We start from the raw sequence: 26,618 nt of genomic DNA on the forward strand, positions 1-26,618 counted from the left end.
TCCGGCCCTGCGCGGGGGGCTAAAAGGCCCCAGATTTGGAGGGTGCCTACCCCGCGGTTCCGGACTCGGCTGTTCGCCATCCTCGCACTGTTCACGTTCGTTCCGGCGGTCGTCTTGACCCTGACCTGGAGCGGACTGACCGCGCGCATCCTCCCGCGGCTTTCCACCGTGGGTGCGTGGGAGCAGATCGCGAACAGCGGCGAGGCCGCCATCCGGGCGGCCCGCGAGGCCCCGGCCAGCCCGCGGACCTTCGAGCTGCTTGCCCGCCACGAGGAGGAGCTCGGCGAGTCGCGGGTGCAGGCCCGTCGCTTTCGGTTCCTCGTCGAGCGAATGGCGGTCCTGCTGCTCGGCCTCGGGCTCGTGATTGCGATGCTGCTCTCGTACATCGCCTCGCGGGTGGCCGGCCACCTGAGCCGGCAGCTTTCGCGGCCATTGGATGAACTGGTCGGCTGGACCGAACGCATCGCGCGTGGCGAATCGTTGCCGGCGCCCGCCATCAGCGACTCGCGCGGCGCGCCCGAGTTCGGCGTGCTGCGCGAACGGATGCGGACGATGGCTGCGGACATCGAAGCAGGACGGCGTTCGGCGATCGAGGCCGAACGGCTGTCGGCATTCCGCGAGTCCGCGCGGCAGGTGGCGCACGAGCTCAAGAACCCGCTCACACCCATCCGTTTCGCCGTCGCGACACTGCGGCAGAAGGTGCCACCCGAGCTGCGCGAGACGGTGGAGGTATTGGACGCCGAGTCGTCGCGGCTGGAGGCGATGGCCCGCAACTTCGCACAGTTCGGCCGTCTCCCCGAAGGCCCCGTGGCCGAGGTGGACCTCGCCGACCTCGCGCGCGAGACCTTGCGCTCGAACGTCCCGCGCGGCGTGACGCAGGAAGTGCGCACCGACGGCGGGCCGTTCGTGGTCGTCGGGCAGCACGACGCCCTCCAGCGCGCGGTGGCGAACGTGTTGCTGAACGCGGTGGATGCCGTGCAGGGCAAGGGCGCGATCAGCGTGCGCGTGACGGGCCGAAACGGCCTCGTGACGCTGGCCGTACGGGACGACGGCGTCGGCATCCCGCCTGAGGCACTCGAGCGCATCTGGGAGCCGTACGTCACCAGCAAGACCGGCGGGACCGGCCTCGGCCTCGCCATCGTGAAACAGACGGTCGCCTCGCACGGCGGCCGCGTGGAGGCCGAGAGCGTTCCCGGCGAGGGGACCGAGATCCGCCTCCATTTACCGGCCGCGCCCGCCGCCGCCAACCCGGAGAACTAATGGACGAGGACATTCTTGCCATCGGTGGCTTCTTCTTCACCGTCATCGTGCTCGCGCTCGGCCTGCCGCTGATCAAGGTCTGGGCCGACCGCAAGAAGCGCGAACCCAGCAAGAACGAACTGAAGACGGACGCCCGCCTCGAGCGGATGGAGCAGGCGATCGACGCGATGGCCGTGGAGATCGAGCGCATCAGCGAGGGCCAGCGCTTCGTGACGAAGCTCCTGGCCGAGCGTGAGAAGGCTCCAGCGGTGCTCCCGCCAGGGGAACCACGTTAGTTCCGTCTCCCGTCACATCTCCCGTCTCCCGACCGTCTCGCATCTCCCCTCTCCCTGCCGTCACCCTCCTCCCTTCTCCCGTCTCCCACTCCCCAATGTCCTCGGTACTGATCGTCGACGACGAACCCAACATCCGCCGGATGATCGGCGCCCTGTTGAGTAGCGAGGGCTATGAGGTCCACGAAGCGGCCGACGCCGCCGCGGGCCTGGCGAAAGCCATCGAGACGGCGCCCGACCTCGCGCTGCTCGACCTGATGATGCCGAACCCGACTGACGGGCTCGTGCTGCTCGAGCAGCTCCGCGAGAAGATCCCAGACCTGCCGGTGGTGATGATGTCCGGGCGCGCCGGGCTCGGCGACGCGGTGAAGGCCACGCGGCTGGGCGCGGTGAACTTCCTCGAGAAGCCACTCACGCCCGAAGGCGTGCTGCTGGCGATCTCGAGCGCGGTGGAGCTGCGCCAGGCGCGGCGCGAACGCACGGCGCTGCGCGCGGACCTGGGCCTCGCCGGCCAACTCGTGGGCACGAGTCCGGCGCTGGAGGCGGTGCGCGCGATGATCGCGCGGGTGGCGCCCAGCGATGCGCGGGTGCTCATCAGCGGCGAGTCGGGGACGGGCAAGGAGTTGGTCGCGGCCGCCATCCACGCGCAGAGCGCCCGGCGGGAGAAGCCGTTCGTGCGCGTGAACTGCGCGGCGATCCCGCGCGACCTCGTCGAGAGCGAGATGTTCGGGCACGAGCGTGGCGCCTTCACCGGCGCGACGGAACGGCGCATCGGGCGCTTCGAGCTGGCGCACACCGGCACCCTGCTGCTCGACGAAGTCGGCGAACTCTCGGCGGAGGCGCAGGCCAAGCTGCTGCGCGCGATCGAGGCGAGAGAGATCGAGCGCGTGGGCGGCGGGCGGCACATCAAGGTGGACGTGCGCGTCCTGGCGGCGACCAATCGCGACCTCGCGCGCGAAGTGCGCGAGGGCCGGTTCCGCGAGGACCTGTACTTCCGTCTCAACGTGATCCCGATGTCGGTGCCGCCGCTGCGCGAGCACCCGGGGGACATCCCCGACCTCGTGCTGCACTTCGCGACGCTATACCGGCGGCGCAGCGGCCAGCCGGCCCCGACGTGGACAGACGAAGCCGTGCAAGCGATGGCCCGCTACCGCTGGCCGGGCAACGTGCGCGAACTGGCCAACATCGTGGAGCGCTTGGCCATCCTGCACGCCGGGCGCAGTATCTCGGCGGATGACGTGCGCGAGGTGCTGCCGGCGCTCGACGTCGCCACCGCCGCGCCAGCAGCACTGCCGGACGCCGAGCAGTTGGGGATGGGACTCAGCGACCAACTCGACGAGTACGAGCGCCTGTTGATCCAACGCGCGCTGCAGGCCGCGAACGGCGTGGTAGCCGAGGCGGCGCGGCGCCTGCAGACCGACCGGCCGAACCTGTATCGGAGGATGCGCCGGCTGGGCATCACCGGGGTAGAGTGACGGTGGAACCCACACTGGAGCGAGTGATGCGACACGCGGTGGCGGCCTTTGCGGCCGTGATGATGGTGGCGCCGGCCGTGGCGTCCCAGGGGCGCGAGACGCGCGGCGTCGCGTCGGCGGCGGTGGCGCTGTGGAACGACGGCGCGACGACGCGCGTGATGGGCAGCTACGACATCCCCGCGGGGCGAGAGGTCATCGGCAACGTCGGCGTCCTGAACGGGCCGGCGGTCATCGCCGGTCGCGTGACGGGCTCGCTGGTGATCATCAACGCCGACGTGCGCCTGCTCAGCGGTGCGTCCGTCGGCGGCGACCTGCTCGTGGTGGGTGGCGTGGTGGACCGCGCCGAGGACGTGCGGATCGGCGGCAACGTGCGCACGCAGCTGGAGCTGTTGCGCTACAGTATGGACGGCGACCGCATCGAGCCCGAGGACTTCTTCGCGGCGGAATGGCGACCGCGCATCGCCAGCCGCGATGATGCGGGGCGCGATGCCTACACCGATCTGTTCTTCGTCGCCGCGCGCACCTACAACCGCGTCGAGGGCCTGCCGATCCTCATCGGGCCGCGTTTCCGGCGCACCACCGACTGGGGTCGCGTGCAGGTCGAGGCGCTGGGCGTCGTGCGCTCGGCCGAGCCGTACCGTTGGGACCGTGGGTCGATCGGGCACGACGGACGTGCCGAGCTGCGCGTGGGAAAGAAGGCCGGCGTGGTGCTGAGTGGACGGCTGTTTGACGTGATCGAGCCGGTGGAGGCCTGGCAGCTCTCCAACACCGAGGCCGGCCTGGCGACGTTCGTGTTGCACCGCGACCTGCGCGACCACTACGGCCGCCACGGTGCGGAGGGCAGCATCGGCGGACGCATCGGCGAGGAAGTCGCCCTGACCGTCGCGGTGGGCTCGGAGCGCTGGCGATCCGTGGATGCGCGACGTCCGGCAACCCTGCTGCGCGATACGGACCCGTGGCGCGTGAACCCGAACGTGGACAAGGGCACGGTGGACCTGCTGAGCCTGCGGCTAAACGTCGACACCCGGCAGCGCCTGCGCGCGCCGTGGCTCGGAGGCTGGTTCATCGCGGCCAGCCTCGAGCGTGGGAACGGGACGATCGGCCGCTCGCTGCAGACCGTGCTCGACCCGACACTCGGCGCCGACATATGGGAAGCGGTGACGTACACACGCGGCTTCGTGGATGCGCGACGGTACACGAACCTTTCGCCCGGCACGCAGCTCAACCTGCGCGTCGTGGCCGGTGGGCAGCTGGGCGGCGACGAGCTGCCGTTGCAGCGGAAGCTCTCGGTGGGCGGGCCCGGCACGATCGAGGGCTACGACTTCCGTCGCAATCCGTACGACGACGACGTGTTCACCTGCGGCGGCATCGCCACGAAGCCGGGGCGCGCGACGCTCTGCGACCGTATCGCGCTGACGCAGGTGGAGCTGCGGCAGGACTTCCACGTGAACTGGGTGCGGACGGACCGCGGCGACGAGTGGTGGCGCCCGGGCTTCAATGGGCGCGGGCAGTGGGTGCTGTTCGCCGATGCGGGCCGCGGCTGGACGGTGGGCGACGGCGACCCGGCGATCCGCCAGGACCGCGGACTGCCGGCGCTGAACACCTTCCGCACCTCGCTCGGCTTGGGCGTGGACCTTGGCGGGCTCGGCGTGTACTTCGCCAAGTCGGTGACGACGGCGAAGGAGCCGGTGAACTTCCTGGTGCGCTTGGGGCGCCGCTTCTGACGTGATGCGTCGGCGCGCCCTTCTGCTCGCGATCGCCGCGGCGGCCCTCGGGTCGCCGCTGGAGGCGCAGCGCGGGCCGGGACTGGAGATCCAGCTCCCGACCGCGTCGCGCGTGACCGAGGAGGGCCCGCTGGTGCGCGCCCGCGGGGTGCTGGCGGACAAGCGGATGCGCGAGCTGCTCGAGAGCGGCTTCCCGGCGCGGCTGCGCTACCGGGTGGAGCTGTGGTCGAGCGCGCGCTTCGCCGACGAGCTGCACCGCGCGGTGGAGTGGGAAGTGTTGGTGCGCTGGCGCGGCACGGACCAGCGTTACGAGGTGAGCCAGCGCGTCGGTGAGCGGGTGCTCTCGCTGGGCAGCTTCGTGCGACTCGACGATGCGCTGGCGGCGGTGGGGCGTCCGCTGCGCGTGCCCGTCGCGGCGCCGACGCGGAATCGCCTCTACTACTATCAGGCCTCGCTCGAGGTGCGGACGCTGAGCGTCTCCGACCTCGACGAGGTGAACGCGTGGCTGCGCGGCGAGCTTACGCCGGCGATGCGCGGCGAGCGGAACCCGGGGACGGCGTTCACGCGCGGCCTGCGGAACCTGACCACCCGGTTGCTGGGTGGCGAGCGGCGCGAATACGCCGCCCGTACCAGCACCTTCCGCCCGCCGCGTTAGAGCGCCTGGGCCTCGGGCGGCAACTTGCCGCCGTGTCGGCGCTCCAGCGCCTCGAGCTGCCGCACGACATCGCCACCATAGAAGAGCTTGATGTAGCGCGCCTGCGTGGGCGTGAGCCGCCGCACGGCCCAGGAGAGGTGCACGAAGTGCGGCTCCACCGGGGCGTGCGCGAGGTGCATCCCGATCTCAGCGCAGAGGTGGTTGGCCTTGCGCGTGTTGCAGCTCGAGCAGGCGGTGACGACGTTGGTCCAGACGTTGAGGCCGCCGCGCGAAATGGGCACCACGTGGTCGCGGGTGAGCGACTCGCGCGGCCGCAGCTCATAGCTGGCGCGGTTGCAGTACTGGCAGCGGTAGCCGTCGCGGGCGAAGAGGAAGGTGTTCGTGACCTGGCGACGGAAGCGCCGCGGCACGTGCACGAACTTGCGCAGGCGGATGACCACCGGGCGCGGCAACGCGAGGCGCTCCGAGCGCACCGCCTTGCCGCGGTCCGACTCGACGATCTCGGCCTTGCCATCGATGACCAGACGCAGGGCGCGCTTGAGCGGCACCATCGTCAGGGGTTCGAAGGATGCGTTGAGCGCGAGACAGCCGACGGTCACACCTACCTCCTCAAGTCGAGGGCTTCGAGGGGACGACCGTCGGCGTGACGGTCAACTCCTCTTGGCCGGGGGCACCGGGGTCAGCCAGCCTCTGGTATCGGGCGACTGGCCGGTGGCAATCGCGAGGAATCGCTCTTGGATCACCTTGGTCACGGGGCCTCGCTTCCCCGCGCCGATCGGACTCTTGTCGATGCTGCGAATCGGCGTGATCTCGGCCGCCGTGCCGGTGAAGAAGACCTCGTCCGCGATGAGCAGGAACTCCCGCGGCATCAACAGCTCCCGGACCTCATACCCCAAGTCGCGGGCAATCGTGACCACCGCATCGCGCGTGATGCCATTGAGGATACTGGCCGCGAGGGGCGCCGTGTAGAGCACCCCGTCGCGCACGACGAAGAGGTTCTCCCCGCTGCCTTCCGACACGTGGCCGTGCACGTCGAGCATTATGCCCTCGACGTACCCATCGCCGCGTGCCTCCATCTTGGAGAGCTGCGAGCTGAGATAGTTGCCGCCGGCCTTGGCCATCGCCGGGAAGGTCCCCGGCGCGGCGCGCCGCCAGCTGCTCACCGTCACATCCACGCCTTCCTCGAGCGCATCCTGCCCGAGGTAGGCGCCCCACTTCCAGCAAATCACGAAGGTTTCCACCGGCGCGTTCGTCGGCAGCACCCCCATCTCCTGCCCTGCCCGCACGGCCAACGGCCGGATGTAGCAGGTGTCGAGCCCGTTCGCCTCAATCGTCTCTGTCACCGCGGCGCAGAGCTGGTCCAGCGAATACGCCATCGGCATCCGGTAGATCTTGGCCGAGTCCTGGAAGCGGCGCATATGCTCGCGCAGCCGGAAGACCGCTCCACCGGTGGGCGTCTTGTAGGCACGGATGCCTTCAAAGATGCTCGATCCGTAATGCACGACGTGGCTCATCACGTGCAGCTTGGCGTCGTCCCAAGGGACGAGGGCGCCATCGCGCCAGATGAGGTCGGTAGCCCCGGAGCCCTTGGACAAGATCGAAGACGGAAGACGGAGGACGGAAGGAACTGCCGAAAGACCTTCGCAAGCTAAACTGACTGTTGGGAGCGGCGCCACCGCTGGAGGCGCTCTGTGGCGGCGTCGGTACGGGCGCGTTGCGCAGGGGTGAGGGCGGACACCTGGCCGTCCCGCTGGAGTTCGCGCCCGGCCACGACGGTGCGCAGCGTGCGTGGGCGTGGGCCGAACACGAGCGCCTCGTACACGTCGCCAATCTCTGCGCTCGGCGCAGCGAAAACGGCGAAGTCGGCCGCTTTGCCCGCCTCGAGCGAGCCGACCTCGGCGTCCAGCCCCAGCGCCTCGGCGCCGCCGAGCGTGGCGAGGCGGAAGGCCTGCTGCGCACTGACGGCCTCGGGCTGTCCGCTGGCCGTGCGTTGGGCGAGGCTGGCGAAACGCGCTTCCTCCAGGATGTCCATTCGGTCGTTGGACGCCATCGAGTCCGAGCCAAGGCCGACCTTCACGCCGGCGCGCAGCATCGCGAGCAGCGGGGCCACACCGTTGCCGAGCCAGGCGTTCGAAGCCGGGCAGTGCGCCACACCGCAGCCGGCGTCGGCAATGCGTGCGACGCCGGCGGCGGAGACCTCCACGCAGTGGACCAGCAGCGTGTCGCGGCGCAGGAGGCTGGCGTTCGCGATGACGTCCAGCGCTTCGCCGCCGCGGGGCGGCGTGGCGATGCCGCGGCCCTGCAGGAAGGTGGCGAAGGCCCCGGCGCCGCGCGTGACCAAGGATGTCTCGTCCGCGCTCTCAGCGATGTGCACCGCGACCGGCAGCCGCTCGGCCGCGGCCCACTGCGCGACGGCGGCATAGAGCGCGTCGCTCACGGAGTACGGCGCGTGGGGCGAGACGCCGACGCGCACGAGATCCGTCGCACGCTGGCGCATCGCGGCGACCTGGTCCTGCAGGAGCGCGAGCGACTTGCCGGCGTCGCCCGGATCGGGGCCGAAGACTTCGCGGTACGCGATGCCGCGCACGCCCATCGCACGCATCGCGTTGAACGGCGCGTCGTTGGGCGCGGTGTCGGCGTAGGTCGTGACACCCGCGAGCAGTCCTTCGGCAATTCCGAGTGCCGCCGACGCCTCGCGATCGACGTCATCGAGCACCTCGCCGGAGGCGCGCACCAGCGTGCGCACCCAGTCGAAGAACGGCAGGCCCGCGAGCAGGCCGCGCAGCACCGTGAGGTCGAGGTGCGTGTGCGTGTTGACGAGGCCCGGCGTGAGAATGGCGTCACCGAGATCCTCGTCGCGCCCGCCGGCGGGTGCCTGCGCGCGCGGGCCGACCCATTCGATGCGCTCGCCGTCCGTGATGACCGTGCCCTGCTCGATCGGCGGCGTGGCCACCGGTACCACCCAGCGCGCGTGCCAGCGGACGCGCGCCGCCATCAGGGGAAGAGCCTGCGCGGGCACTCCTGCTGCGGCTCAGTCCCGAGGATGAAGTACTCGGTGCGCACGGAATCGGAGAGGCAACCGAGTCCGGCGCGCAGGCCGGTGGCGGGATCGATCGGCATCGCGACGATGCCGGCGGGCCGCGGCCAGTCGGGCGGGGCCGGCTTGCGCTCGTACACCTCGCGCATAAACGCCGTCCACGCCGGAGCGGCGAGACGACCGCCCTGCGCGTTGCCCATAATCTCCTTCGGATTGTCGAAACCGATCCACACGCCGGCGACGAGGTCGGCGGTGTAGCCGATGAACCACACGTCGGTGTAATCGTTGGTCGTGCCGGTCTTGCCGCCTGCGGGGATGCGGAAGCCTTCGTTCCACACGCGGATGCCCGAGCCCGCGCGGATCACGTCGCGGAGCATATCGGTCATGATCCACGCTTCCTCGCGCGAGAGCACCTGGATGCGTTCGGGTTCGGCCTCGTAGAGCCTGCGGCCGTCGAGGGTCTCGACGCGGAGGATCGGATTGGGCGCGACGCGCCAGCCGAGGTTGGCGAAGGTGGAGTACGCCGCGATCATCTCGAGCGGGTACACGTCGGCCGAGCCCAGTGCGATGGACGGATACGGCGGCACCCGCGTGCTGATGCCGAAGTTCTTGGCCATCTCGGCGACGTTGGCCTCGCCGATCTCCATCGCCAGGCGAATGGCGGGGAGGTTGCGCGAGTGCTGCAGGGCGCGGCGCATCGTGACGCGGCCCTCGAAGCGCAGGTCGTAGTTGTTCGGCGACCACACCGTACCGTCGAGCTGCGGGACCTCGATGGGCTCGTCGTCGAGGAAGTAGCTCGGCGGGCGGCCGGTCTGCACCGCGGTGGCGTAGACGATGGGCTTGAAGCTCGAGCCCGGCTGGCGCAGTGCGCGGGTGGCGCGGTCGAACTTGGAGTCGTCGAAGTCGCGGCCGCCCACCAGCGCGCGCACGGCCCCGGTCCGTGGGTCCACTGCCACGAAGCTCGCCTGCAGGTAGGGCGAGTTGTTGCCGCTGCCGGCGACATCGCCGCTGGCGGTGCGGGCGAGGTAGCCCTCGTACGTCAGGTGCGGGTACTCGCCCCAGGTCCCGGCCTCGATGGTGCGGAGCTGGCGCTCCACGGCGCGCTCGGCGGCACCCTGCATATCGAGGTCCAGCGTGGTGAGCACGCGCAGGCCGTTCTCGTAGACCTGCCGACCGAAGCGCCGCTCGAGCTCGGTGCGCACCCACTCGACGAAGTACGGAGCTGGATCCCCAGCACCGCGGGCCGCGCGGTTGAGACGCAGCGGGTAGGCCTTGGCGATGCTCGCGTCGGCGTCCGAGAGGGCGTTCTCGCGGCGCATCAACTCAAGGATCGTGTTGCGGCGCTGGATGGCGCGGTCGGGAAAGCGGCGGGGGTTGTAGCGCGAGGGCGCCTTGGGCAGGGCCGCAAGCAAGGCGCCTTCGGCCACCGTGATCTCGCTGACCGGGCGACCGAAGTAGCGCTGGCTGGCGGCCTCGACGCCATAGGCACCGGCGCCGAGCGCGATCTGGTTCAGGTACAGCTCGAGGATGCGCTCCTTGGGATAGCGCGCCTCGATGCGCCGCGCGACCTTGGCCTCGCGGAACTTGCGGACGAGGTTGTCCACCGCACTCTTGGCCTTGGAGCGCGACGGCAACTGCGCCGGGAAGATGTTGCGGGCCAACTGCATCGTGATGGTCGAGAAGCCCTCGGCGAAGCTTCCGGCCTTGAGGTTGGCGATGACCGCGCCGACGACGCGGGTGTAGTCGATGCCGCGATGGCGGTAGTAACGCTTGTCCTCGGTGATGACGAAGGCGTCGACCACGTGGCGAGGGATCTGGTCCAGCGACACGACCGAGCGGCGCTCGAGGCCGACCTCGCCGATGAAGCGGCCGTCGGCGGCGTAGAGCCGGGCCGGCTCGGCCGGCTTGTACTCACCGAACTGCTCGATGCTCGGGCAGGTCTCGGCGGAGCAGAGGAACCAGGTCCACCAGACGCTGAAGACGAGGGCACCGACGAGGGCGAGGCCGGCGGCGGCGAGGGCGCCGATAAGGGCAAACCGGCGCAGCCGGGGATTCCTGCGGATGTAGGCGAGCACGAACGAAAGTTAGTGGAGTGACTTCCTCTCCCGCGAGCGGTATTTTCGGGGGATGACGCCGTCCCTCACTTCCCTGCACGACGACCTCCGCTGGCGCGGCCTCCTCTTCCAGGAGACCGAGGGCTGCGAGGCGCATCTCAGCAAGGGCCCGGCGACCGGCTACTGCGGCTTCGATCCGACCGCCGAGAGCCTGCACGTGGGCAACTTGGTCTCGCTGATGGGGCTGGTGCGGCTGGCGCAGGCCGGCCATCGCGCGGTGGCCTTGGTGGGCGGCGGGACGGCGATGATCGGCGACCCCTCGGGCAAGAGCGAGGAGCGGCCGATGCGCTCGGCCGACGAGATCGCCGCCAACGCCGAGCTGATCTGGCAGCAGATCCAGCGGGTGGCCTCGAATGCACTGGGCGCCGAGGCGCTACCGCGCTTCGTCGTGCGGAACAACGCCGAGTGGCTGGGCGGCCTCGCGCTGATCGAGTTCCTGCGCGACACCGGCAAGCACTTCACGGTGAACTGGATGATGCAGAAGGACTCGGTGAAGTCGCGGATGGAGACCGGCATCAGCTTCACCGAGTTCAGCTATATGCTGCTGCAGGCCTACGACTTCGCGCGGCTCTTCGCGAAGGACGGCGTGACGCTGCAGTTGGGCGGCAGCGACCAGTGGGGCAACATCACGGCCGGGACGGAGCTGGTGCGGCGCACGCAGCGTGGCGAGGCGCACGGGCTGACATTCCCGCTGCTCACTGACGCGCAAGGCAAGAAGTTCGGCAAGACCGAAGCCGGCGCGGTGTACCTCGATGCCAGGCTGACCAGCGTCTACAAGTTCTACCAGTTCTGGATCAACACCGAGGACGCCGACGTCGGGCGGCTGCTGCGGACGTTCACGCTGCTGGGCCAGGCGGAGATCGCGGCGGTGGAGGCGACGCACACGGCGGCACCACACGAACGCGGGGCGCAGAAGCGGCTGGCGCGCGAGGTGACGGCGCTGATCCACGGCGCGGCGGCGGCGGAACTCGCCGAGACCGTGTCGCGGACGGTGTTCGACAAAAAGGTGGACGCGCAGGCGCTCAGCGACGCGGTGTTCACGACGCTGGCGGCGGAGATGCCGTCGGTGCAGGTGACGGTCGAGGGCGCCGGGGTGAACGTGGTGGACGCACTGGCTGCCGTCTTCGAGTTGTCGAAGACGGCCGCGCGGAAGCTGGTGCAGCAGGGGGCGGTGAGCGTGAACGGTGCGAAGCTCGCGGGCGATGCGACGCACGTCGCGACGGACGCGGCCGTGCGCGGCCGCTGGTTGCTGCTCAGAAAAGGCGCGCGCGAGATCGCCGTGCTCGACCTCGCGCGCTGACCCTGTCCTGATCCCGCGACGCGCCTAGCGCGCCGTCATCCGCAGTCCGCTGACCGTCAATTCCAGGTTGTGGCTGACGCGGATGCCGTAGTTGCCATCCAGCGACTTCAGCTTGTCGGCGGCGACGGCCTGTGCGCGGGTCACGGTGTGGACCGCCGTGCCGTTGATGACGCAGGAGGCATTGCCGCCCTGCACGCGCCAGCCGATGGTGTTGGTGGCTTCGCCGTTGGCGTCGGCCTTCACGAGGGCGTCGGAGGCGGCGCGATCCACGAGCGTCTGCACGTTGGCGCCGTGGAAGGTCTTGATCGAGTAGGTGCCGTTGCCGTAGGCGATGCAGTACATCAGCGTCTCGGTGTCGCTCTCGAGGTCGTTCCCGCCGATGAAGATGCCGTAGGAGTGCGGGTGCGACGCGGCCATCCGGTGTTCCTTGAAGGTCGCGCTGACCTCGTAGTTGCCGTGGGCGTGGTGCGACGGGTTCCAGAAGTTGCCGGCAGGCCCGACGGAGAGGCGCAGCGCGCCGCTTTCCATCCGCATTCGCGAGTCGTTCACGGTCCGGCCCTGCGAGGCGGGACGGCGGTCCACGCGGCCCTTCCACCCGTCGACCTGAATTCCGCCACCGACCACTCGATCGGGATCGTCTTGGGCCTGGGCGGGCACGGCGATGAGTGCCGCCGTGGCGAGCAATGCAATCGTGCGCATCTGGAGCTCCTGGGGAGAGTGACCCCCTAAAATACCCCGATGCGGCTCAAGGTGCCTCGGTGTGGAACGTGAGCCCCTGCTCCGCCCCCTTCTCCAGCGCCCAGCGCAACCGCCACTCGTCGCGGAAGACCAGCACCTGCTGGCCCTTGGAATCGGTGAGCAGCGTGAGGTCCTGGGCCTCGCCGAGCCGGCGGATGGCGGCCTCGGGCCCGGTGACCCAGCGCGGGAAGCGGTACGGCATCATCTCCAGCGTGCAGGGCGCGCCGTACTCGTTCTCGAGCCGGTGGACCATCACATCGAACTGCAGCATACCGACGGCGCCGACGATCGGCACCGGTCCCATCTGTGACTCGGCGAAGAAGGCCTGCGCCGCGCCTTCATCCGAGAGTTCGCGCAGGCCTTTGTCGAGCGCCTTGCGGCGCAGCGGGTCCTTGGAGAGGATGCGTGCGAAGTGCTGCGGCGCGAATCGCGGGATGCCGACGTACTCGAGCAGCTTGCCGTTCTCGGCCTTCGGGGCTCCCGGCGCGGCGAGCGTGTCGCCGATGCGGAGGTTGCCGCGGTCGTGCACGCCGACGACGTCGCCCGGCAGCGCTTCCTCGGCGAAGGCGCGCTCGCGGCCGAGGAACTGCTGGGGCGGCGCGAGCTTGAAGCTCTTGCCGGTGCGGACGTGCGTGACCTCGAGGCCGGCGGCGTAGCGACCGCTGCAGACGCGGAGGAAGGCGACGCGATCGCGATGCCGCGGATCCATATTGGCCTGCACCTTGAAGACGAAGCCGGTGAAGGCCTCGCCGCTGGGCTCGATGCGGCCGGCGTTGCTGTCGCGGCCCACCGGCGCGGGTGCGAGGGGCAGGAAGTCCTCGAGGAAGGGCTCGACGCCGAAGTTGGTGAGGGCCGAGGCGAAGTACACGGGCGTCATCTCGCCGCTGATGATCGCGGCGGGATCGAACTCGTGGCCGGCCATGTCGAGCAGCTCGATGTCGTGGGCGAGCTTCTCGACGGCCTGCAGCGCCTCGTCGGTGTTGCCAAGTACCTCGAGGAGCTTCGGGTCGTTCGGGCCGTCGAGTTCGATGGCCGTCGTCTCGACCTTATCCGCGCCGTGACGGTCGTCGCGCTCGAAGAGGAACGCGCGCTTCTGGCGGCGGTCGTAGACGCCGCGGAAGACGGTGCCGTGCACCGGGTCCGAGATGTGGATGGGCCAGTGTGCGGCGACGGCGATGATGCCGAGCTCGGCCTCGACGTCCGACACCAGCTTGAGCGGATCCTCGCCGACGCGGTCGCACTTGTTGACGACCGTGAAGATCGGCATCCGCCGGCGGCGGCAGACCTCGAAGAGCTGTCGCGTCCGCTCTTCGACGCCCTTGCGGTTGTCGAGGAGCATCACGACCGAGTCTGCGGCGACGAGCGTGCGGAAGGTGTCCTCGCCGAAGTCGGCGTGGCCGGGCGTGTCGAGCAGGTTGACGTTGTAGCCGTGATACTCGAACTGCAGCACCGAGCTCGTGACCGAGATGCCGCGCTCTTGCTCGAGCGCCATCCAGTCGGAGGTGGCGTGCTTCTGCGCCTTGCGGGCCTTCACCGAACCGGCCTGGTGGATGGCGCCGCCGTAGAGCAGCAGCTTCTCCGTCAAGGTGGTCTTGCCAGCGTCGGGATGCGAGATGATGGCGAAGGTGCGGCGTCGCGCGATCTGGTCGGCGAGGGCGGCAGCGGAAATGGCGGGAGCGGTCACGGATGGAATCTAAGTGCATCCATCACAGGCATCAGATCGTCCGGCAGGTTGTGAAAATGCGGCGCAAGCCGAATGGCACCCTCGCGCACCGAATGCACCACCCCGGCCTGGCGCAGCCGCGCCGAGTCGCCCGCCACGTCGCGCGTCCGAAACGCGACGATGCCCGCGCGACGTTCGCGCTCCGGCGGCGTCAGCACCGTGGCCCCATCGAGCGAGGACGCGAGGTTCCACAGCTCGCCGGTGAGGCCGCCGAGATAGTCCTCGATGGCCGCCGGGCCGATCGCGAGCAACAACTCCAGCGTCGCATTCATTCCGACGAAGTCCTGAATCGGCAGCGAGCCCACCTCAAATCGCTGCGCGTCGTCGCGCCAGGCGGGATCGTAATCGAGGAACTTCGCGAAATCGCCGGCAGTCGCCTGCGAGAGCCACCCGGCGGCGGGCGGCTCCAATTGCGCGATCAACTCGCGCCGCACATACGCGAACGCCGCACCCCAGGGCGAGCACAGCCACTTCTGCGCGCCGTTGGACACGATGTCCACCGGTACGTCGCGTACGTCGAGCGCGCAGGCGCCGAGTCCTTGGATGGAGTCCATCGCGAACCAGACGCCGCGCTTCCGGCACGCCGTGCCGATGGCCTTCGCGTCGATGCGATACCCAGTCCAGAACGACACCCAACTGAGCGCCACGCCCTTGACGCGCGCATCGGTCTCGATGCGCCGGAGGATCTCGGATTCGTCCACCGCGAAGCCCTGCATCGGCACGAGTTCGAACGTGAACCCGCGCTGCTTGGCGGCGGCCATCCACGGGTACACATTCGCGGGGAACTCGCCTTCGCTCCCCAGCACGGTGTCGCCGGGGCCGAGGGGGAGCGCATAGGCCGCGAGGTTCACGCCCCAACTGGTGTTGGTCGTGAGCGCGATCTCGTCGGCGCTGGCCCCGATCAGCTGCGCGACGAGCGCGCGCGAACGGTCCAACTGCGGAAAGAAGTCCTCGGCGCGCATCGCGTGCATCTCGGCGCGCTTGTCGTTGTACGCGGCGACGGCGTCGCGGGCGCGTTGCGGGATCACGCCGATGCTGGCGTGATCGAAGTGCACGGCCTCGCCACGCGCCTCCCAGGGATACTCGCGGGCGCGGATGGACGCGACGTCGTACGGGTAGCTCACGGCTCTCGGAGGTGCGGGGGCGTGTCGGGCGGCTGGCGCTTCCAGCGGCGATGCTGCCAGAAGTACTGCTCGGGATGCTCGCGCACGCAGTCCTCGATGGCTTTCGTATAGTTGCGCACGGTGTCGTCTACGGCCTGGTCGCGGTCCTCGTGCTCGGCCAGCGTCACCTCGCGCACGATGAAGCGGTACGACTGGTCCGGCTGCCGGAGCGCGGCGATGAACAGGATCGGGAGCTTGCTGCGGATGGCGAACACGGCGGCACCGCGCGGGGTCTTGGCGGGGCGCCCGAAGAAGTCCACGTAGGTGGACGCGAGGCCCTTGGCCCCTTGATCGGAGAGGAAGCCGACGGCGCGTCCGTCGCGGAACGAGCGCGGGATGGCGCGCACGGCCTCGTCGTCGAAGAGCACGCGCACGCCGAAGCGCTCGCGCGTGCGCTTGAAGAACGCATCGCTGAGCGGGTTGGCCATATGCATCGCGATGGCGTCCACGGGGATGCCGCGCGCGGCCATATACGCGGCGGAAAGCTCCCAACTCCCGATGTGTCCGCTGACGAGGACGACGCCGCGTCCCTGGGCGACGGCCGCCTCGAGCAGCTCCCAGCGATCGGTGCCGGAGAACGCGGCGAGCACGGCTTCCTTGGGCTCGCGCGAAAGCAGGATGCTCTCGATGGTTACGCGACCGAGCCCGCGGTAGCTCTCGCGGGCGACGGCGCGGACACGGGCTTCGTCGAACTCCGGGAACGCGGCGCGGATGTAGCGCTCCACCTGGCCGGCGCGCACGCGGAAGGGCGAGTACCCGAGCCCACCGATGAAGGCGCCGATACCCGAGGCCGTCTTCCAACTGAACGGGCGCAGCGCCGCGGCGACGAGCCGCAGGATGCCGTACTCGAGGCGCTGCGTGAGCGTGGGGGCGGCGGCGCGCTCAGGCGTCGCCATCGCCACCGCCCCGCTGCTGCAGCGCGTGCAGACGCGCGTAGGCCCCGCCGCGCGCGAGCAGCGCATCGTGCGTCCCGCGCTCGACGATGCGGCCTTCGTCCATCACGAGGATCTGCGTGGCGTGCACGATGGTGCTCAGCCGATGTGCGATCACGAACGTCGTGCGGCCGGCGAGCAAACGGTCCAGCGCTTCCTGCACGAGGCGTTCGCTCTCGGTGTCGAGCGCGCTCGTCGCTTCATCGAGGATCAAGATCGGCGGGTCGGTGAGCAGTGCGCGCGCGATGGCGAGGCGCTGGCGCTGGCCGCCGGAGAGGCGCGTGCCGCGCTCGCCGAGCACGGTCTCGTAGCCCTCGGGCAGCGCGGCGATGAACTCGTGCGCGTTGGCGGCGCGGGCCGCCGCCTCGACCTGCTGCTGCGTGTACTGCTCGGCCGCACCGTAGGCGATGTTGGCGCGCACGCTGTCGTTGAAGAGCACGGTGTCCTGCGAGACGATGCCGGTGAGCTGGCGCAGCGAGGTGAGCGTGATCTCCCGCGTGTCGACGCCGTCGAGGAGGATGCGGCCGGCGGTGGGCTCGATGAAGCGCGGGATGAGGTCCACCAGCGTGCTCTTGCCCGCCCCGCTGGCGCCCACGAGCGCGATGACCTCGCCGCGCGCGGCAGTGAAGGAGACGTCGCTGAGCACGGGACGGTCGCCGTAGGCGAAACCCACCGCGTCAAACACCAAGTCGCGCTCCAGCGTCTGAACGCTGCGCGTCCCGCGATCCGACTGCGCTTCGGTGGGCTGGTCGAGCACGTCGAAGAGCCGCTCGGCCGCCGCCAGCGACTGCTGCGCGGTGGTGGGCGCCTGCGAGAGCTGCTTGAGCGGCTGCAAGAGGCGCATCACCAGCACCATAAACGTGATGAGCGTGCCGCCGTCCATCGCGCCGCCACCGAGGACCTCGCGTGCGCCGAGCCAGAGAATGGCCACGGCCACGATGGTGCCCAGCACCTCGGTCATCGGGCCGCTCAGCAGGGCGATGCGCTGGATGCGCGTCATCCCCTTGGAGTAGCGGGCCGAGGCGCCGAGGAAGCGGCCGTCCTCGTAGCGCTCGCCGCGGAAGGACTTCACCAGGCGGATGCCGCTGACGACCTCCTGCAGCACGCTGGTGATCTCACCGTACTCGGCGCGCAGGCGGCGATGCCCCTTGCGCAACTTGCGGAGGATCGGCTGCAGCAGGCCGATGATGAGCGGGGCGACCACCAACGCGTAGAGCGTGAGCCGCGGCGACATCCGGTAGAGGATGACCACCGTGACCGCGAGTTGCGCCGCGTTCTGGATGGTGCGCGTGGCGACCTCGGCGAGGATGGCCTTGGTCTGCTCGGTGTCGGTGAGGATGCGGGCGATGATCTGGCCCGTCTTGGTGCGCGAGAACCAGCCCAAGGGCAGGCGCTGCATATGCGAGAACACCGCCGCGCGCAGGTCGCGCGTGATGTACTCCTGCAGCGAGGCGCCGAGTTGGCCGCCGGCCCAGAGGAACACGTTCTTGAGCGCGACCATCGCGATGATCACGAGGATCACGCCCTGCAGCGAGCCGAGCGGGTCGTCGGGGACGAGGAAGGCGCCGATGAGCCGCTCCTGGATGACCGTCAGCCAGCCCATATCCTGGGCGATGGCGTTGGGCAGGCCGAAGAGCGTGTTGAGGAACGGGATGAGCAGGGTGAACGCGATGCCGTCGAGTGCGGCGGCGATCACGTTGAAGAGCACGTTCCCGGCGAGCCGCCAGGAGTGGGGGCGCAGGAAGGTGAGCAGGCGGCGGTAGAGCCGCATCAGGAAGTGCCCAGGGCCGGGATCATCTGCGACATAGATGTGGCAAGATAGCCCCTTCCACGGGGAGGGAGAGAGCGGCAACTTGGGGTTATGGCCCACGCTCCGACCCCGTATGCGCCGCCGCGCGCGCTGTTTGCGTTCCCGGGGCTGGCGGCGGCGGCGGCCCGCGCACCGCTGGGCGGCGGGCGAGAGGCGCTCACGGGGGCGTTGATGGTGGCGCGGTTGGCCGCCGGAATGCGCCTGCCTCATCCGCTGACGGTCGACGCCCGTCGCGCGCGCGCCGAGCAGGCCAAAGGGTGGCTGAGCGCCCTCGCGCTGCCGGCCAAGACGCGCACGGCCCTGCTCAAGGGCATCGCGGCCAGCGCCCAAGGGGACCGGACGGTGATGGCCGAGGCCCTTGCCGGGGTGACCGACGTCACCGCGTCGCAGCTCGACAAAGTGGCACGTTCAGAGCTCAGCGCCCTGGCGGACCGGCTGCGCCAGGATGCCCTCGTGCTTGCCGGAGGCGTGGACTGACCCGTAGAATAGGTCGCCCGCGCTTCCTTATTTCGTGAGGCTCCTCTGCGCCCCAACGACATCTCCCCGATCAGCCGCGTGATGCGGCGTGTGGACTTGGCCACCGACGGACAGCCGTCGGGGGACACGGTGCGCACGGGCTTCCCGAGCCTGGACCGGGCGCTGGGCGGCGGCCTGCGGCGCGGTGACGTGGTGGTGATCGGTGGCGACGTGGGCAGTGGCAAGTCGGCGCTGGCGCTGGCGATGGCGGTGCGGGTGGCGCAGGGCGGGGTGCCGGTGGCGTTCCTGACCGGCGAAATGACGACGGAGCGGGTGATGGAGCGCGCCCTGGCGCTCGAGGGTCGCGTGCGCGTGGACGACCTTCGCAGCGGCAAGCTCGATGACCTGACCCGCGCCAACGTGGGCGCGGCAGCGGTGCGCCTCCGCGACCGCTCGCCGCGCGTCGAGCCGTTGCCGAGCGCCTCGCTGGACGCGTTGCGCACGCGCATCCGCGAGCTGGCGTGCGATTTGATTGTCGTGGATTCGCTTCAGGCGCTGGCGTTGGGCGAGGGACCGCAGGACGAGCTGCTCGCCAGCGCAATGCGGGCGTTGAAGGCCGCGGCACTGGACCTCGACGTGAGCGTGCTGGTGACGGCACAGTTGCCCAAGTGGGAGCGGGCGCGCGCCGACGCGCGCCCGACGCTGGATGACTTCGGTGCCCTCGGCGCGGTGAAGCAGCACGCCGACGTGGTGCTAGCGCTGTATCGCGAGGAGATGTACGCGCCGGGCTACGGCGTGGAGGGTGCGACGGAACTGCTGGTGCGCAAGAACCGCAACGGCACGACCGGATATGTCGACCTGTATTTCTACAAGCAGTGGTTGCGCTTTGAGGATATGCTGGACCCCGACCGCTAGGAGAAGTGATGCGTCATTCCCGTCTGCTACTCGCCTGCGCCCTGCTCGCCCTCGCCGCCCCGGCAGCCGAGGCACAGCAGCGCGACCCCGTCGCCCGACTCGAGGCGGCGCGCGCGGCCAACCCGCGTAGCGTCGCGGCGCTGCGCGCGCTGGGCGTCGCGTACTACAAGGCCGATCGCTTCGCCGAGGCGCGCACCGTGCTGGATCAGGCACGCCAGCTTGATCCGCGCGACGGCGTGAGCGCGCTGTACGCCGGGCTCGCGGCGGAGGGCACGCAGGACTACGCGGGTGCGAAGGCGGCCTACGAGGATTACCTCAAGGTCGGCCGCTCGCGCCGCACGCGCAGGGACATCCAGCAGCGCCTTGTCGCGATTGCGCGGCTCGAGGTGGTGGCATCGGCGCGGGCGGCCGTCGCCAACGAGGCCACGCTCTCGCAGACGCCGGGTGACCGCCGCACGATCGCCGTGCCGCCGTTCAAGTTCTCCGGGCCGGATGCGGAGACGCTGCAACCGCTGGAGCGCGGCTTCGCCGAGCTGATGATCACCGACCTCTCGCGCTCAGCGCAGCTGACGGTCGTGGAGCGCGACCGGATGCAGGCGATCGCGGATGAAATCCGGCTGGGCGAGAGCGACCGCGTGGACGCGGCGACGGCGGTGCGGGCCGGCAAGCTGATTCGCGCCGGACGCCTGGTGAACGGCTCGATGGTGCAGACCACCGGCAGCGAGCTCACGATCGAATCGAACGTGATCGACGTGAGCACGTCCGAACTGGCGGCGCCGGTGTCGGTGTCGAACAACCTCGACAACCTGTTCGCGATGCAGAAGCAGTTGGTGCTGCGCGTGTTCGAGCAGCTCGGCGTGACGCTGACGCCGGCCGAGCGGCAGTTGGTGGACCGGCAGGCGACGACGAACCTGAACGCGTTCCTGGCGTACAGCCGCGGCCTGATGGCGGCGGACGACGGCCGCTTCGAGGACGCGTCGCGGTACTTCCAGGAAGCGCGGTCGCTGGACCCGGGCTTCGGCGCGGCGGGCGTCCGGCTGCAGGCGGCGCAGGCGGCGGCCGTGGGCACTCAGGTGACCGCAGCGACGATTGAAGGGGGACTGCAGGGGACGGAGTCGCAGACCGTGAGCAGCGCGCAGCGCGGCGAGACGGTCACGCCGGGCACGTCGAACACGCTCAACACGGTGTCGCAGAACGTGAACCCGCCGTCGGTGACACCGATCTCCAACTCGGACCGCAACGGCAACTCGCAACCGCCGCCGCCGAACGTGGACCAATCCACGAACGGCACCGGCCTTGACCAACCGACGCCGCGCACAGGCACGGTCACCTTCATTCTTCGCCGGCCGTAACCGATGCGCTCGCTCTCGCGGATCGCTCCGCTCCTGGTCGTCCTCGCCGGCAGCCCGCTCTCGGCGCAGCTGCTGGAGAACTCGTCGGTGCTCACGGCGCCGACCTTCACCTCGCTCACCTTCGGCTCGGGGCCGGGCAAGCGCAGCGTCTCGCAACTCGCGCTGCCGGTGGTGGTGATCCTGCCGTTCGGCGAGAAGGTGTCCGTCGACGTCTCCACCGCCTTCGCCAACTCGCGCGTCACCGTGGACGACTCCACGGCGAGCGAGATCAGCGGCCTCACCGACACGCAGATCCGCGGCAACTTCCGGATTGGCGCAGACAACCTGCTCGTCACGGTCGGCCTGAACCTGCCGACGGGTCAATACTCGGTGCCGGAGAACCAGCAGGAGGCGGCCGGTCAGATCGGCAATGACTTCCTGTACTACCCGATTTCGTCGATGGGCAACGGCCTGGCGATGACGGGCGGCGTCGCCTACGCGCGGCCGATGGGCAGCTGGAACGTCGGCGGCGGCGCCAGCGCACGAAAGAGCACCGAGTTCGCGGCTTTCGAGGTCGCGTCGTCGGACTTCCGCTTCACCCCGGCTGACGAATACCGCGTGACCTTCAACGCCGACCGTCCGGTGGGTGACGGCGCGCTGTCGCTGGGCCTCACGTACTCGATCTTCGGTGAGGACATCGCCGACACCACGACGTACAGCACCGGCGATCGCCTCATCGCCACGGCGGGCTGGAACTTCCCGATGAAGGGCGCGGACGTGTTCCTCAGCGCCTGGAACCTCTACCGTCTCGAAGGCGAGATCCTCGGCGCCGACGCGCCGGCCGAGAATGTGTTCAACATCGCCGGCGCGGTGAGCATCCCGATGGGTCAGTTGCTGCTGCAGCCGAACGTCGAGACGCGCCTGTGGCAGGTGGGTGGCGCCCGCGCCGGTAACCTCGTGAATCTCGGACTGCGCCTGCGCGTCCCCGTCGGCCGCGTCGGCCTGTTCCCCTCGGTGGGATATAGCCTCGGCAACCTGTACTCGGTCGTCGACGGGTCGGCGACGTCGGTGAGCGGGCTGCGAACGAGCGTGACGCTACGGGTGAACTGAGGTCAAGACGGAGGACGGAAGATTGAAGCGGCCGCGGGGGGACAAGTCCTCTCGCGGCCGTTAGATTCTCTGTGGTCTCCGGAGCCCTCGGCTCCCACCATCCGTCCTCCGTCATCCGTCCCCAGTATGGCCGGCCACAGTAAGTGGAAACAGATCAAGCACTACAAGGCCGCCACGGACAAGAAGCGTGGCGCGCTGTTCACCAAGCTGCTGCGGGAAATCACCGTCGCGGCGAAGGCCGGTGGCGGCGACCCTGACGGCAATCCGCGGCTGCGCACGGCGATCGAGAACGCCAAGGCGCAGTCCTGTCCCAAGGAGAACATCGAGCGCGCCGTCAAGAAGGGCACCGGCGAGCTCGAGGGCGTGGAGTATCAGGAAGTGCTGTACGAGGCCTACGGGCCGGGCGGCGTGGCCCTGATGATCCAGGCGCTGACCGACAACCCGACGCGCACGGTGGCGGAAGTCCGCGCCAAGCTCTCGCGCGGCGGCGGCAACCTCGGCGCGGTGAACTCGGTGGCATTTATGTTCGACCGCAAGGGCCAGATCTTCATTCCCGTCGAGGGCCGTGACGAGGACGGCGTGATGGAGCAGGCGCTGGAGGCCGGCGCCGAGGACTTCGTGCGCGAGGACGAGCAGTTCGTGGTGTCCACTGCGCCGGCCGACCTGCACGCGGTGAAGCAGGCGCTCGAGGCTGCGGGGCTGGTCGCGTCGGAAGCAGAGCTGACCTGGGTGCCGAAGAGCAACGTGCGCGTGGAAGGCGAGAACGCGTCACAGTTGATCAAGCTGATGGAGCAGCTCGAGGACCTCGACGACGTGCAGAAGGTGGACGCCAACTTCGATATGGATATGTCGGAGATGTCGGCGTGAAGCGGCGCGCCGGCGCGTCGTGCTGATCCTCGGCATTGACCCCGGCACCGCCGTGACCGGCTACGGCGTGGTGCGCGCAGGCGCGACGCCCGTGCTCGTGGAATGCGGCGTGATTCGCACCAAGGCCGAATGGCCACTGCCGCGGCGCCTGAAGGACATCGCCGACGGTGTGCGTGAGCTTCTGGCGCGCCACAAGCCGCAGGCGATGGCGGTGGAAGCGGCGTTCTACGCCAAGAACGTGCGCACGACGCTGGTGCTCGGTCACGCCCGCGGCGTCATCCTGCTCGCGGGCGAGGAGGCCGGCGTGGAGATTCACGAATATCCGCCGGCCGAGATCAAGAAGGCCGTGGTCGGCGCCGGTGCCGCCACCAAGCTCCAGGTGCAACTGATGATCGCGCAGCATCTCCGTCTGAAGACGCCCCCGCAACCGAGCGACGCTGCCGACGGCGTCGCCGCCGCGCTCACCTGTGCGATGCGGATTGGCACGCAGCGGGCGCTGGCGGGCGCTCGCGGAATCGGGCCGCTGCTGCGCAGGGTGTCCGCAGCGCGCACTGGGACCGGCGCGACCGCCGCGACGGGACGGAGGTCCAAGTGATCGCCCGCCTCGACGGCACGCTGGCCTCGCACGGACTGGATCGCATCGAGCTGCGCACCAGCGGTGGCGTCACCTACGAGGTGATGGTGCCGCTGAGCGTGCTCGAATCCCTGCCCCGCGCGGGCGGTGAGATTGCGCTGCACACGGCGATGGTCGTGCGCGAGGATGCGTGGACGCTGTACGGCTTCGCCAGCGCCGACGAGCGCAAGCTGTTCCAGCGGCTGATGGGCACCACGGGCGTGGGGCCGGCGCTGGCGATGAATCTCCTGAGCACGCTCACCGGCGAGCGGTTGGTGCGCGCCGTGCGCGAGGGCGATTTGGCGACGCTCACGCGCGTGCCGCGGGTGGGCAAGAAGTTGGCCGAGCGCCTGGTGCTGGAGCTGCGCGACAAGCTCGAGGGCCCGGTGGAGGCCGGCGCGGGCAAGGCGGCGCCGAGCGGCGGCGCCAGCGCCGACGCGGTCCGTGCGCTCGTGGCCCTGGGCTATCAGGCCGCCGACGCCGAGCGCGCCGTGCGCAGTGCGCTGGACGGGGCACCGAGCGGCGAGACGACGGCCGACCTGATCCGCCGTTCGCTGGCCGCCCTCGCGAAGTAGCTTTCCGGAATGTCGCGCCCCGAGATCACCACGCCCGAGGCCCTCACCGACGAGTCGGTGGTGGAGCTGTCGCTGCGCCCGCAGCGGCTGGCTGAGTTCATCGGGCAGGGCAAGGTGAAGGACGCGCTGCGCATTTACATCGACGCGGCGACGGCGCGGCAGGAGCCGCTGGATCACACGCTGCTCTTCGGCCCGCCGGGGCTGGGCAAGACGACGCTGGCCGAGCTGATCGCGCGCGAGATGGGCGTGAACATCCACACCACCAGCGGGCCGGCGCTGGAGAAGCCGGGGGACCTGGTGGGCACGCTGACGAACCTGCGCGCCGGCGACATCCTGTTCATCGACGAGATCCATCGCCTGCGGCCGGTGATCGACGAGTTCCTGTATCCGGCGATGGAAGACTCGAAGATCGACATCCGGCTCAGCGAGGGCCCGAAGGCGCAGACGATCACGATGCCGATCGAGCGCTTCACGCTCATCGGCGCGACGACGCGCCTCGGGATGCTGACGGCGCCGCTGCGCGCGCGCTTCGGCATCGAGCTGCGGCTCAACTACTATCCGGCCGAAGAAGTGGAGGAGATCGTGCATCGCACGGCGGCCGTGATTGGCTCCCAGGTGGACGCGGCCGGGGCCAGCGAGCTGGCGCGGCGGGCACGTGGGACACCGCGTGTGGCCAACCGCTTGCTGCGCCGGGTGCGCGACTATGCACAGGTGAAGGCCGACGGCCACATCACGCGCGAGGTGGCGCGCGAGGCGCTGGCGATGCTCGACGTGGACGAGTTCGGCCTCGACGAGATGGACACGCGGCTGCTGCGTGCCATCATCGAGAAGTTCGATGGCGGCCCGGTCGGCGTGGGGACAATCGCCGCAGCGGTAGGCGAGGACGCCGAGACGCTGGAGGAGGTGTACGAGCCCTTCCTCGTGCAGAACGGCCTGCTGCAGCGCAGCCCGCGCGGCCGGATGGCCACGGCGCAGGCATACCGGCACCTGGGGTACCCGCCGCCGAACAGACCGGCGGACGCGCAGCCCGAGCTGTTCTGAGGCGCTTGGGCGCTCGCAGGATGGCGCGCCCGCCTTTCGATCCGATGCCCCGCGGTCTCCTCACCTCCGACTACGACTTCGCGTTGCCGCTGGACCGCATCGCGCAGGCGCCGGCCGCGCGTCGCGACGAGAGCCGCCTGATGGTGCTGGACCGTGCTGGCGGCACAATCGCGCATCACCGCTTCCGTGAGCTTCCCAAGTTTCTGCGCGAGGGCGACACGCTCACGCTCAACACGACGCGCGTCTTCAAGGCGCGGCTGCTCGGCACTCGCGACTCTGGCGCACCGGCGGAAGTGTTGTTGCTCAAGGAGGCCCCGCAGGCGCGCTGGGAAGCGATGGTGCAGCCGGGCAACAAGCTGAAGCCGGGTCGAGTGGTGACGTTTTCGGAGGGATTCACCGCCGAGATGGGCGAGCCGACGGAGCGCGGCACGCGGCTCGTGCGGCTGCGCGTCGAGGGCGCGCGGGCGGGCGATCGGGCCGCCGAGCGCGTGGCGATCGCGGCGCACGGCCACGTGCCGCTGCCGCCGTACATCGAGCGCGGCGACACCGCCAGCGACCTCGAGCGCTACCAGACCGTGTATGCGCGGCAGGAGGGTTCGGTGGCCGCGCCGACGGCCGGCCTGCACTTCACGCCGGAACTGCTCGCCGCGCTGGAGACGCAGGGCGTGAGGCGGGCGGAGGTGCTGCTGCACGTCGGCGCCGGAACGTTCAAGCCGGTGGAGGTGGAGGATCCGTCGCAGCACGAGATGCACGAGGAGTGGTACGACGTGAGCGAGGAGACCGCGTCCGCGCTCACGGCGACGCGCCGTGCGGGGCACCGCGTGGGCGCCGTGGGCACTACGGCGCTGCGCACGCTTGAGACCGTGTGGCGGGAGGATGGGCACTACGCCGCGGGCAGCGGCGAGACGCGGATCTTCATCCGCCCGCCGGCGGTGGTGCGCTCGGCGGATGTGCTGATCACCAACTTCCACCTGCCCCGCTCCACCCTGCTGATGCTGGTGGCGGCCTTCGCCGGTTACGAGTTCACGATGGAGGCCTACGCGACCGCCGTGCGCGAGGGCTACCGGTTCTACTCCTACGGCGATGCGATGCTGATTCTGTAGTTAGATTTCCCAGTTGCCACTCCTTCCGTCTTCAGTCTTCCGTCCCAATGCCCATTTCGATTTTCCTGCAGGCCACTCCAGCTGCCCCGACTGGCGGCTCCGCGCTCGCGCCGTTCCTGTTCCAGATCGGCGCCATCTTCGCGATCTTCTACTTCCTGATGATCCGTCCGCAGCAGAAGCAGCGGAAGGCGCACGAAGCGGCGATCCTCGCGATGAAGAAGGGTGACCAGGTGGTCACCGCCGGCGGCATCGTCGGTGAAGTGGTGCACATCAAAGACAACGCACGCGACGGCAAGCCGGGCCCGTCGCTGCAGGACCACATCACCGTGCGCAGCGGCGAGTCCAAGCTGATCGTCGTGCGCAGCCGCATCGCTTCCGTGGGCGGCAGCGAGCCCGCCGCGTAG

At 69.9% G+C, this 26,618-nt stretch carries 25 protein-coding genes; 16 read left to right on the plus strand and 9 right to left on the minus strand.

Annotation, left to right across the window (positions count from 1 at the left end; all coding sequences use genetic code 11):
- The first annotated feature begins 42 nt into the window (after positions 1–42).
- From KF689_11070 to KF689_11090, 5 genes are all read left to right on the plus strand, one after another.
- On the plus strand, positions 43–1,260 hold the full coding sequence (locus KF689_11070) for a HAMP domain-containing histidine kinase (GenBank protein ID MBX3133907.1): 1,218 nt from the start codon (positions 43–45) through the stop codon (positions 1,258–1,260).
- Entirely contained in the window at positions 1,260–1,535 is a 276-nt protein-coding gene (locus KF689_11075) for a hypothetical protein (protein MBX3133908.1), read from the plus strand. Before KF689_11070 ends, KF689_11075 begins: the two co-directional genes overlap by 1 nt.
- 95 nt (positions 1,536–1,630) lie before the next feature.
- Complete coding sequence (locus KF689_11080) at positions 1,631–3,007, plus strand: sigma-54-dependent Fis family transcriptional regulator (protein MBX3133909.1); 1,377 nt, start codon at positions 1,631–1,633, stop codon at positions 3,005–3,007.
- A gap of 26 nt (positions 3,008–3,033) precedes the next feature.
- On the plus strand, positions 3,034–4,731 hold the full coding sequence (locus KF689_11085) for a hypothetical protein (protein ID MBX3133910.1): 1,698 nt from the start codon (positions 3,034–3,036) through the stop codon (positions 4,729–4,731).
- A 4-nt stretch (positions 4,732–4,735) separates the two neighbouring features.
- Positions 4,736–5,386, plus strand: coding sequence for a hypothetical protein (locus KF689_11090; GenBank protein MBX3133911.1), 651 nt, complete (start codon positions 4,736–4,738; stop codon positions 5,384–5,386).
- On the opposite strand, the gene KF689_11095 is transcribed toward KF689_11090, so the two are convergent.
- The 4 genes from KF689_11095 to KF689_11110 are packed head-to-tail and all read right to left on the minus strand — an operon-like array spanning position 5,383 to position 10,498.
- Positions 5,383–5,985 carry an HNH endonuclease gene (locus KF689_11095; GenBank protein ID MBX3133912.1) on the minus strand — a complete coding sequence of 201 codons (603 nt, stop codon included), beginning with the start codon at positions 5,983–5,985 and terminating at the stop codon, positions 5,383–5,385. The genes KF689_11090 and KF689_11095 overlap by 4 nt on opposite strands.
- 51 nt (positions 5,986–6,036) lie before the next feature.
- Positions 6,037–6,981 (minus strand): branched-chain amino acid transaminase, encoded by a 945-nt coding sequence (locus KF689_11100; protein ID MBX3133913.1) that lies wholly within the window; start codon positions 6,979–6,981, stop codon positions 6,037–6,039.
- A gap of 53 nt (positions 6,982–7,034) precedes the next feature.
- Entirely contained in the window at positions 7,035–8,381 is a 1,347-nt protein-coding gene (locus KF689_11105) for an amidohydrolase family protein (protein MBX3133914.1), read from the minus strand.
- Positions 8,381–10,498 carry a PBP1A family penicillin-binding protein gene (locus KF689_11110; protein ID MBX3133915.1) on the minus strand — a complete coding sequence of 706 codons (2,118 nt, stop codon included), beginning with the start codon at positions 10,496–10,498 and terminating at the stop codon, positions 8,381–8,383. Before KF689_11110 ends, KF689_11105 begins: the two co-directional genes overlap by 1 nt.
- 52 nt (positions 10,499–10,550) lie before the next feature.
- Between KF689_11110 and KF689_11115 the strand changes: the two genes are divergently transcribed.
- Positions 10,551–11,837, plus strand: a complete 1,287-nt coding sequence (locus KF689_11115) for a tyrosine--tRNA ligase (GenBank protein ID MBX3133916.1) — start codon at positions 10,551–10,553, stop codon at positions 11,835–11,837.
- Positions 11,838–11,861: 24 nt separating this feature from the next.
- On the opposite strand, the gene KF689_11120 is transcribed toward KF689_11115, so the two are convergent.
- The 5 genes from KF689_11120 to KF689_11140 are packed head-to-tail and all read right to left on the minus strand — an operon-like array spanning position 11,862 to position 18,164.
- Positions 11,862–12,536 carry a hypothetical protein gene (locus KF689_11120; GenBank protein MBX3133917.1) on the minus strand — a complete coding sequence of 225 codons (675 nt, stop codon included), beginning with the start codon at positions 12,534–12,536 and terminating at the stop codon, positions 11,862–11,864.
- Between the two features lie 46 nt (positions 12,537–12,582).
- Entirely contained in the window at positions 12,583–14,268 is a 1,686-nt protein-coding gene (locus tag KF689_11125) for a peptide chain release factor 3 (GenBank protein MBX3133918.1), read from the minus strand.
- Positions 14,256–15,422 (minus strand): aminotransferase class V-fold PLP-dependent enzyme, encoded by a 1,167-nt coding sequence (locus KF689_11130; protein ID MBX3133919.1) that lies wholly within the window; start codon positions 15,420–15,422, stop codon positions 14,256–14,258. Before KF689_11130 ends, KF689_11125 begins: the two co-directional genes overlap by 13 nt.
- A complete protein-coding gene (locus KF689_11135) occupies positions 15,419–16,357 on the minus strand; it encodes a lysophospholipid acyltransferase family protein (GenBank protein MBX3133920.1) in 939 nt (312 codons plus the stop codon). The genes KF689_11130 and KF689_11135 overlap by 4 nt, the downstream gene beginning before the upstream one ends.
- Positions 16,344–18,164 carry an ABC transporter ATP-binding protein gene (locus tag KF689_11140; GenBank protein ID MBX3133921.1) on the minus strand — a complete coding sequence of 607 codons (1,821 nt, stop codon included), beginning with the start codon at positions 18,162–18,164 and terminating at the stop codon, positions 16,344–16,346. The genes KF689_11135 and KF689_11140 overlap by 14 nt, the downstream gene beginning before the upstream one ends.
- A gap of 90 nt (positions 18,165–18,254) precedes the next feature.
- Here KF689_11140 and KF689_11145 point away from each other — a divergent pair, with 90 nt between their 5' ends.
- From KF689_11145 to yajC, 10 genes are all read left to right on the plus strand, one after another.
- On the plus strand, positions 18,255–18,680 hold the full coding sequence (locus KF689_11145) for a hypothetical protein (GenBank protein MBX3133922.1): 426 nt from the start codon (positions 18,255–18,257) through the stop codon (positions 18,678–18,680).
- A gap of 81 nt (positions 18,681–18,761) precedes the next feature.
- Entirely contained in the window at positions 18,762–19,574 is an 813-nt protein-coding gene (locus KF689_11150) for a DnaB-like helicase C-terminal domain-containing protein (GenBank protein MBX3133923.1), read from the plus strand.
- Positions 19,575–19,582: 8 nt separating this feature from the next.
- On the plus strand, positions 19,583–20,926 hold the full coding sequence (locus KF689_11155; protein ID MBX3133924.1) for a tetratricopeptide repeat protein: 1,344 nt from the start codon (positions 19,583–19,585) through the stop codon (positions 20,924–20,926).
- Between the two features lie 3 nt (positions 20,927–20,929).
- Positions 20,930–22,015, plus strand: a complete 1,086-nt coding sequence (locus KF689_11160) for a hypothetical protein (GenBank protein ID MBX3133925.1) — start codon at positions 20,930–20,932, stop codon at positions 22,013–22,015.
- A 126-nt stretch (positions 22,016–22,141) separates the two neighbouring features.
- Entirely contained in the window at positions 22,142–22,882 is a 741-nt protein-coding gene (locus KF689_11165) for a YebC/PmpR family DNA-binding transcriptional regulator (GenBank protein ID MBX3133926.1), read from the plus strand.
- Entirely contained in the window at positions 22,860–23,477 is a 618-nt protein-coding gene (gene ruvC / locus KF689_11170) for a crossover junction endodeoxyribonuclease RuvC (GenBank protein MBX3133927.1), read from the plus strand. The genes KF689_11165 and ruvC overlap by 23 nt, the downstream gene beginning before the upstream one ends.
- Entirely contained in the window at positions 23,474–24,070 is a 597-nt protein-coding gene (gene ruvA, locus KF689_11175; GenBank protein ID MBX3133928.1) for a Holliday junction branch migration protein RuvA, read from the plus strand. Before ruvC ends, ruvA begins: the two co-directional genes overlap by 4 nt.
- Positions 24,071–24,079: 9 nt before the next feature.
- Positions 24,080–25,111 (plus strand): Holliday junction branch migration DNA helicase RuvB, encoded by a 1,032-nt coding sequence (gene ruvB / locus KF689_11180; protein ID MBX3133929.1) that lies wholly within the window; start codon positions 24,080–24,082, stop codon positions 25,109–25,111.
- 44 nt (positions 25,112–25,155) lie between these two features.
- The gene (gene queA / locus KF689_11185) at positions 25,156–26,214 is read left to right on the plus strand and encodes a tRNA preQ1(34) S-adenosylmethionine ribosyltransferase-isomerase QueA (GenBank protein ID MBX3133930.1); all 1,059 of its coding nucleotides are present in this window, start codon (positions 25,156–25,158) and stop codon (positions 26,212–26,214) included.
- A gap of 47 nt (positions 26,215–26,261) precedes the next feature.
- Positions 26,262–26,618 carry a preprotein translocase subunit YajC gene (gene yajC, locus KF689_11190; protein ID MBX3133931.1) on the plus strand — a complete coding sequence of 119 codons (357 nt, stop codon included), beginning with the start codon at positions 26,262–26,264 and terminating at the stop codon, positions 26,616–26,618.

Source organism: Gemmatimonadaceae bacterium (assembly GCA_019637355.1).
Taxonomy (GTDB): domain Bacteria; phylum Gemmatimonadota; class Gemmatimonadetes; order Gemmatimonadales; family Gemmatimonadaceae; genus Pseudogemmatithrix.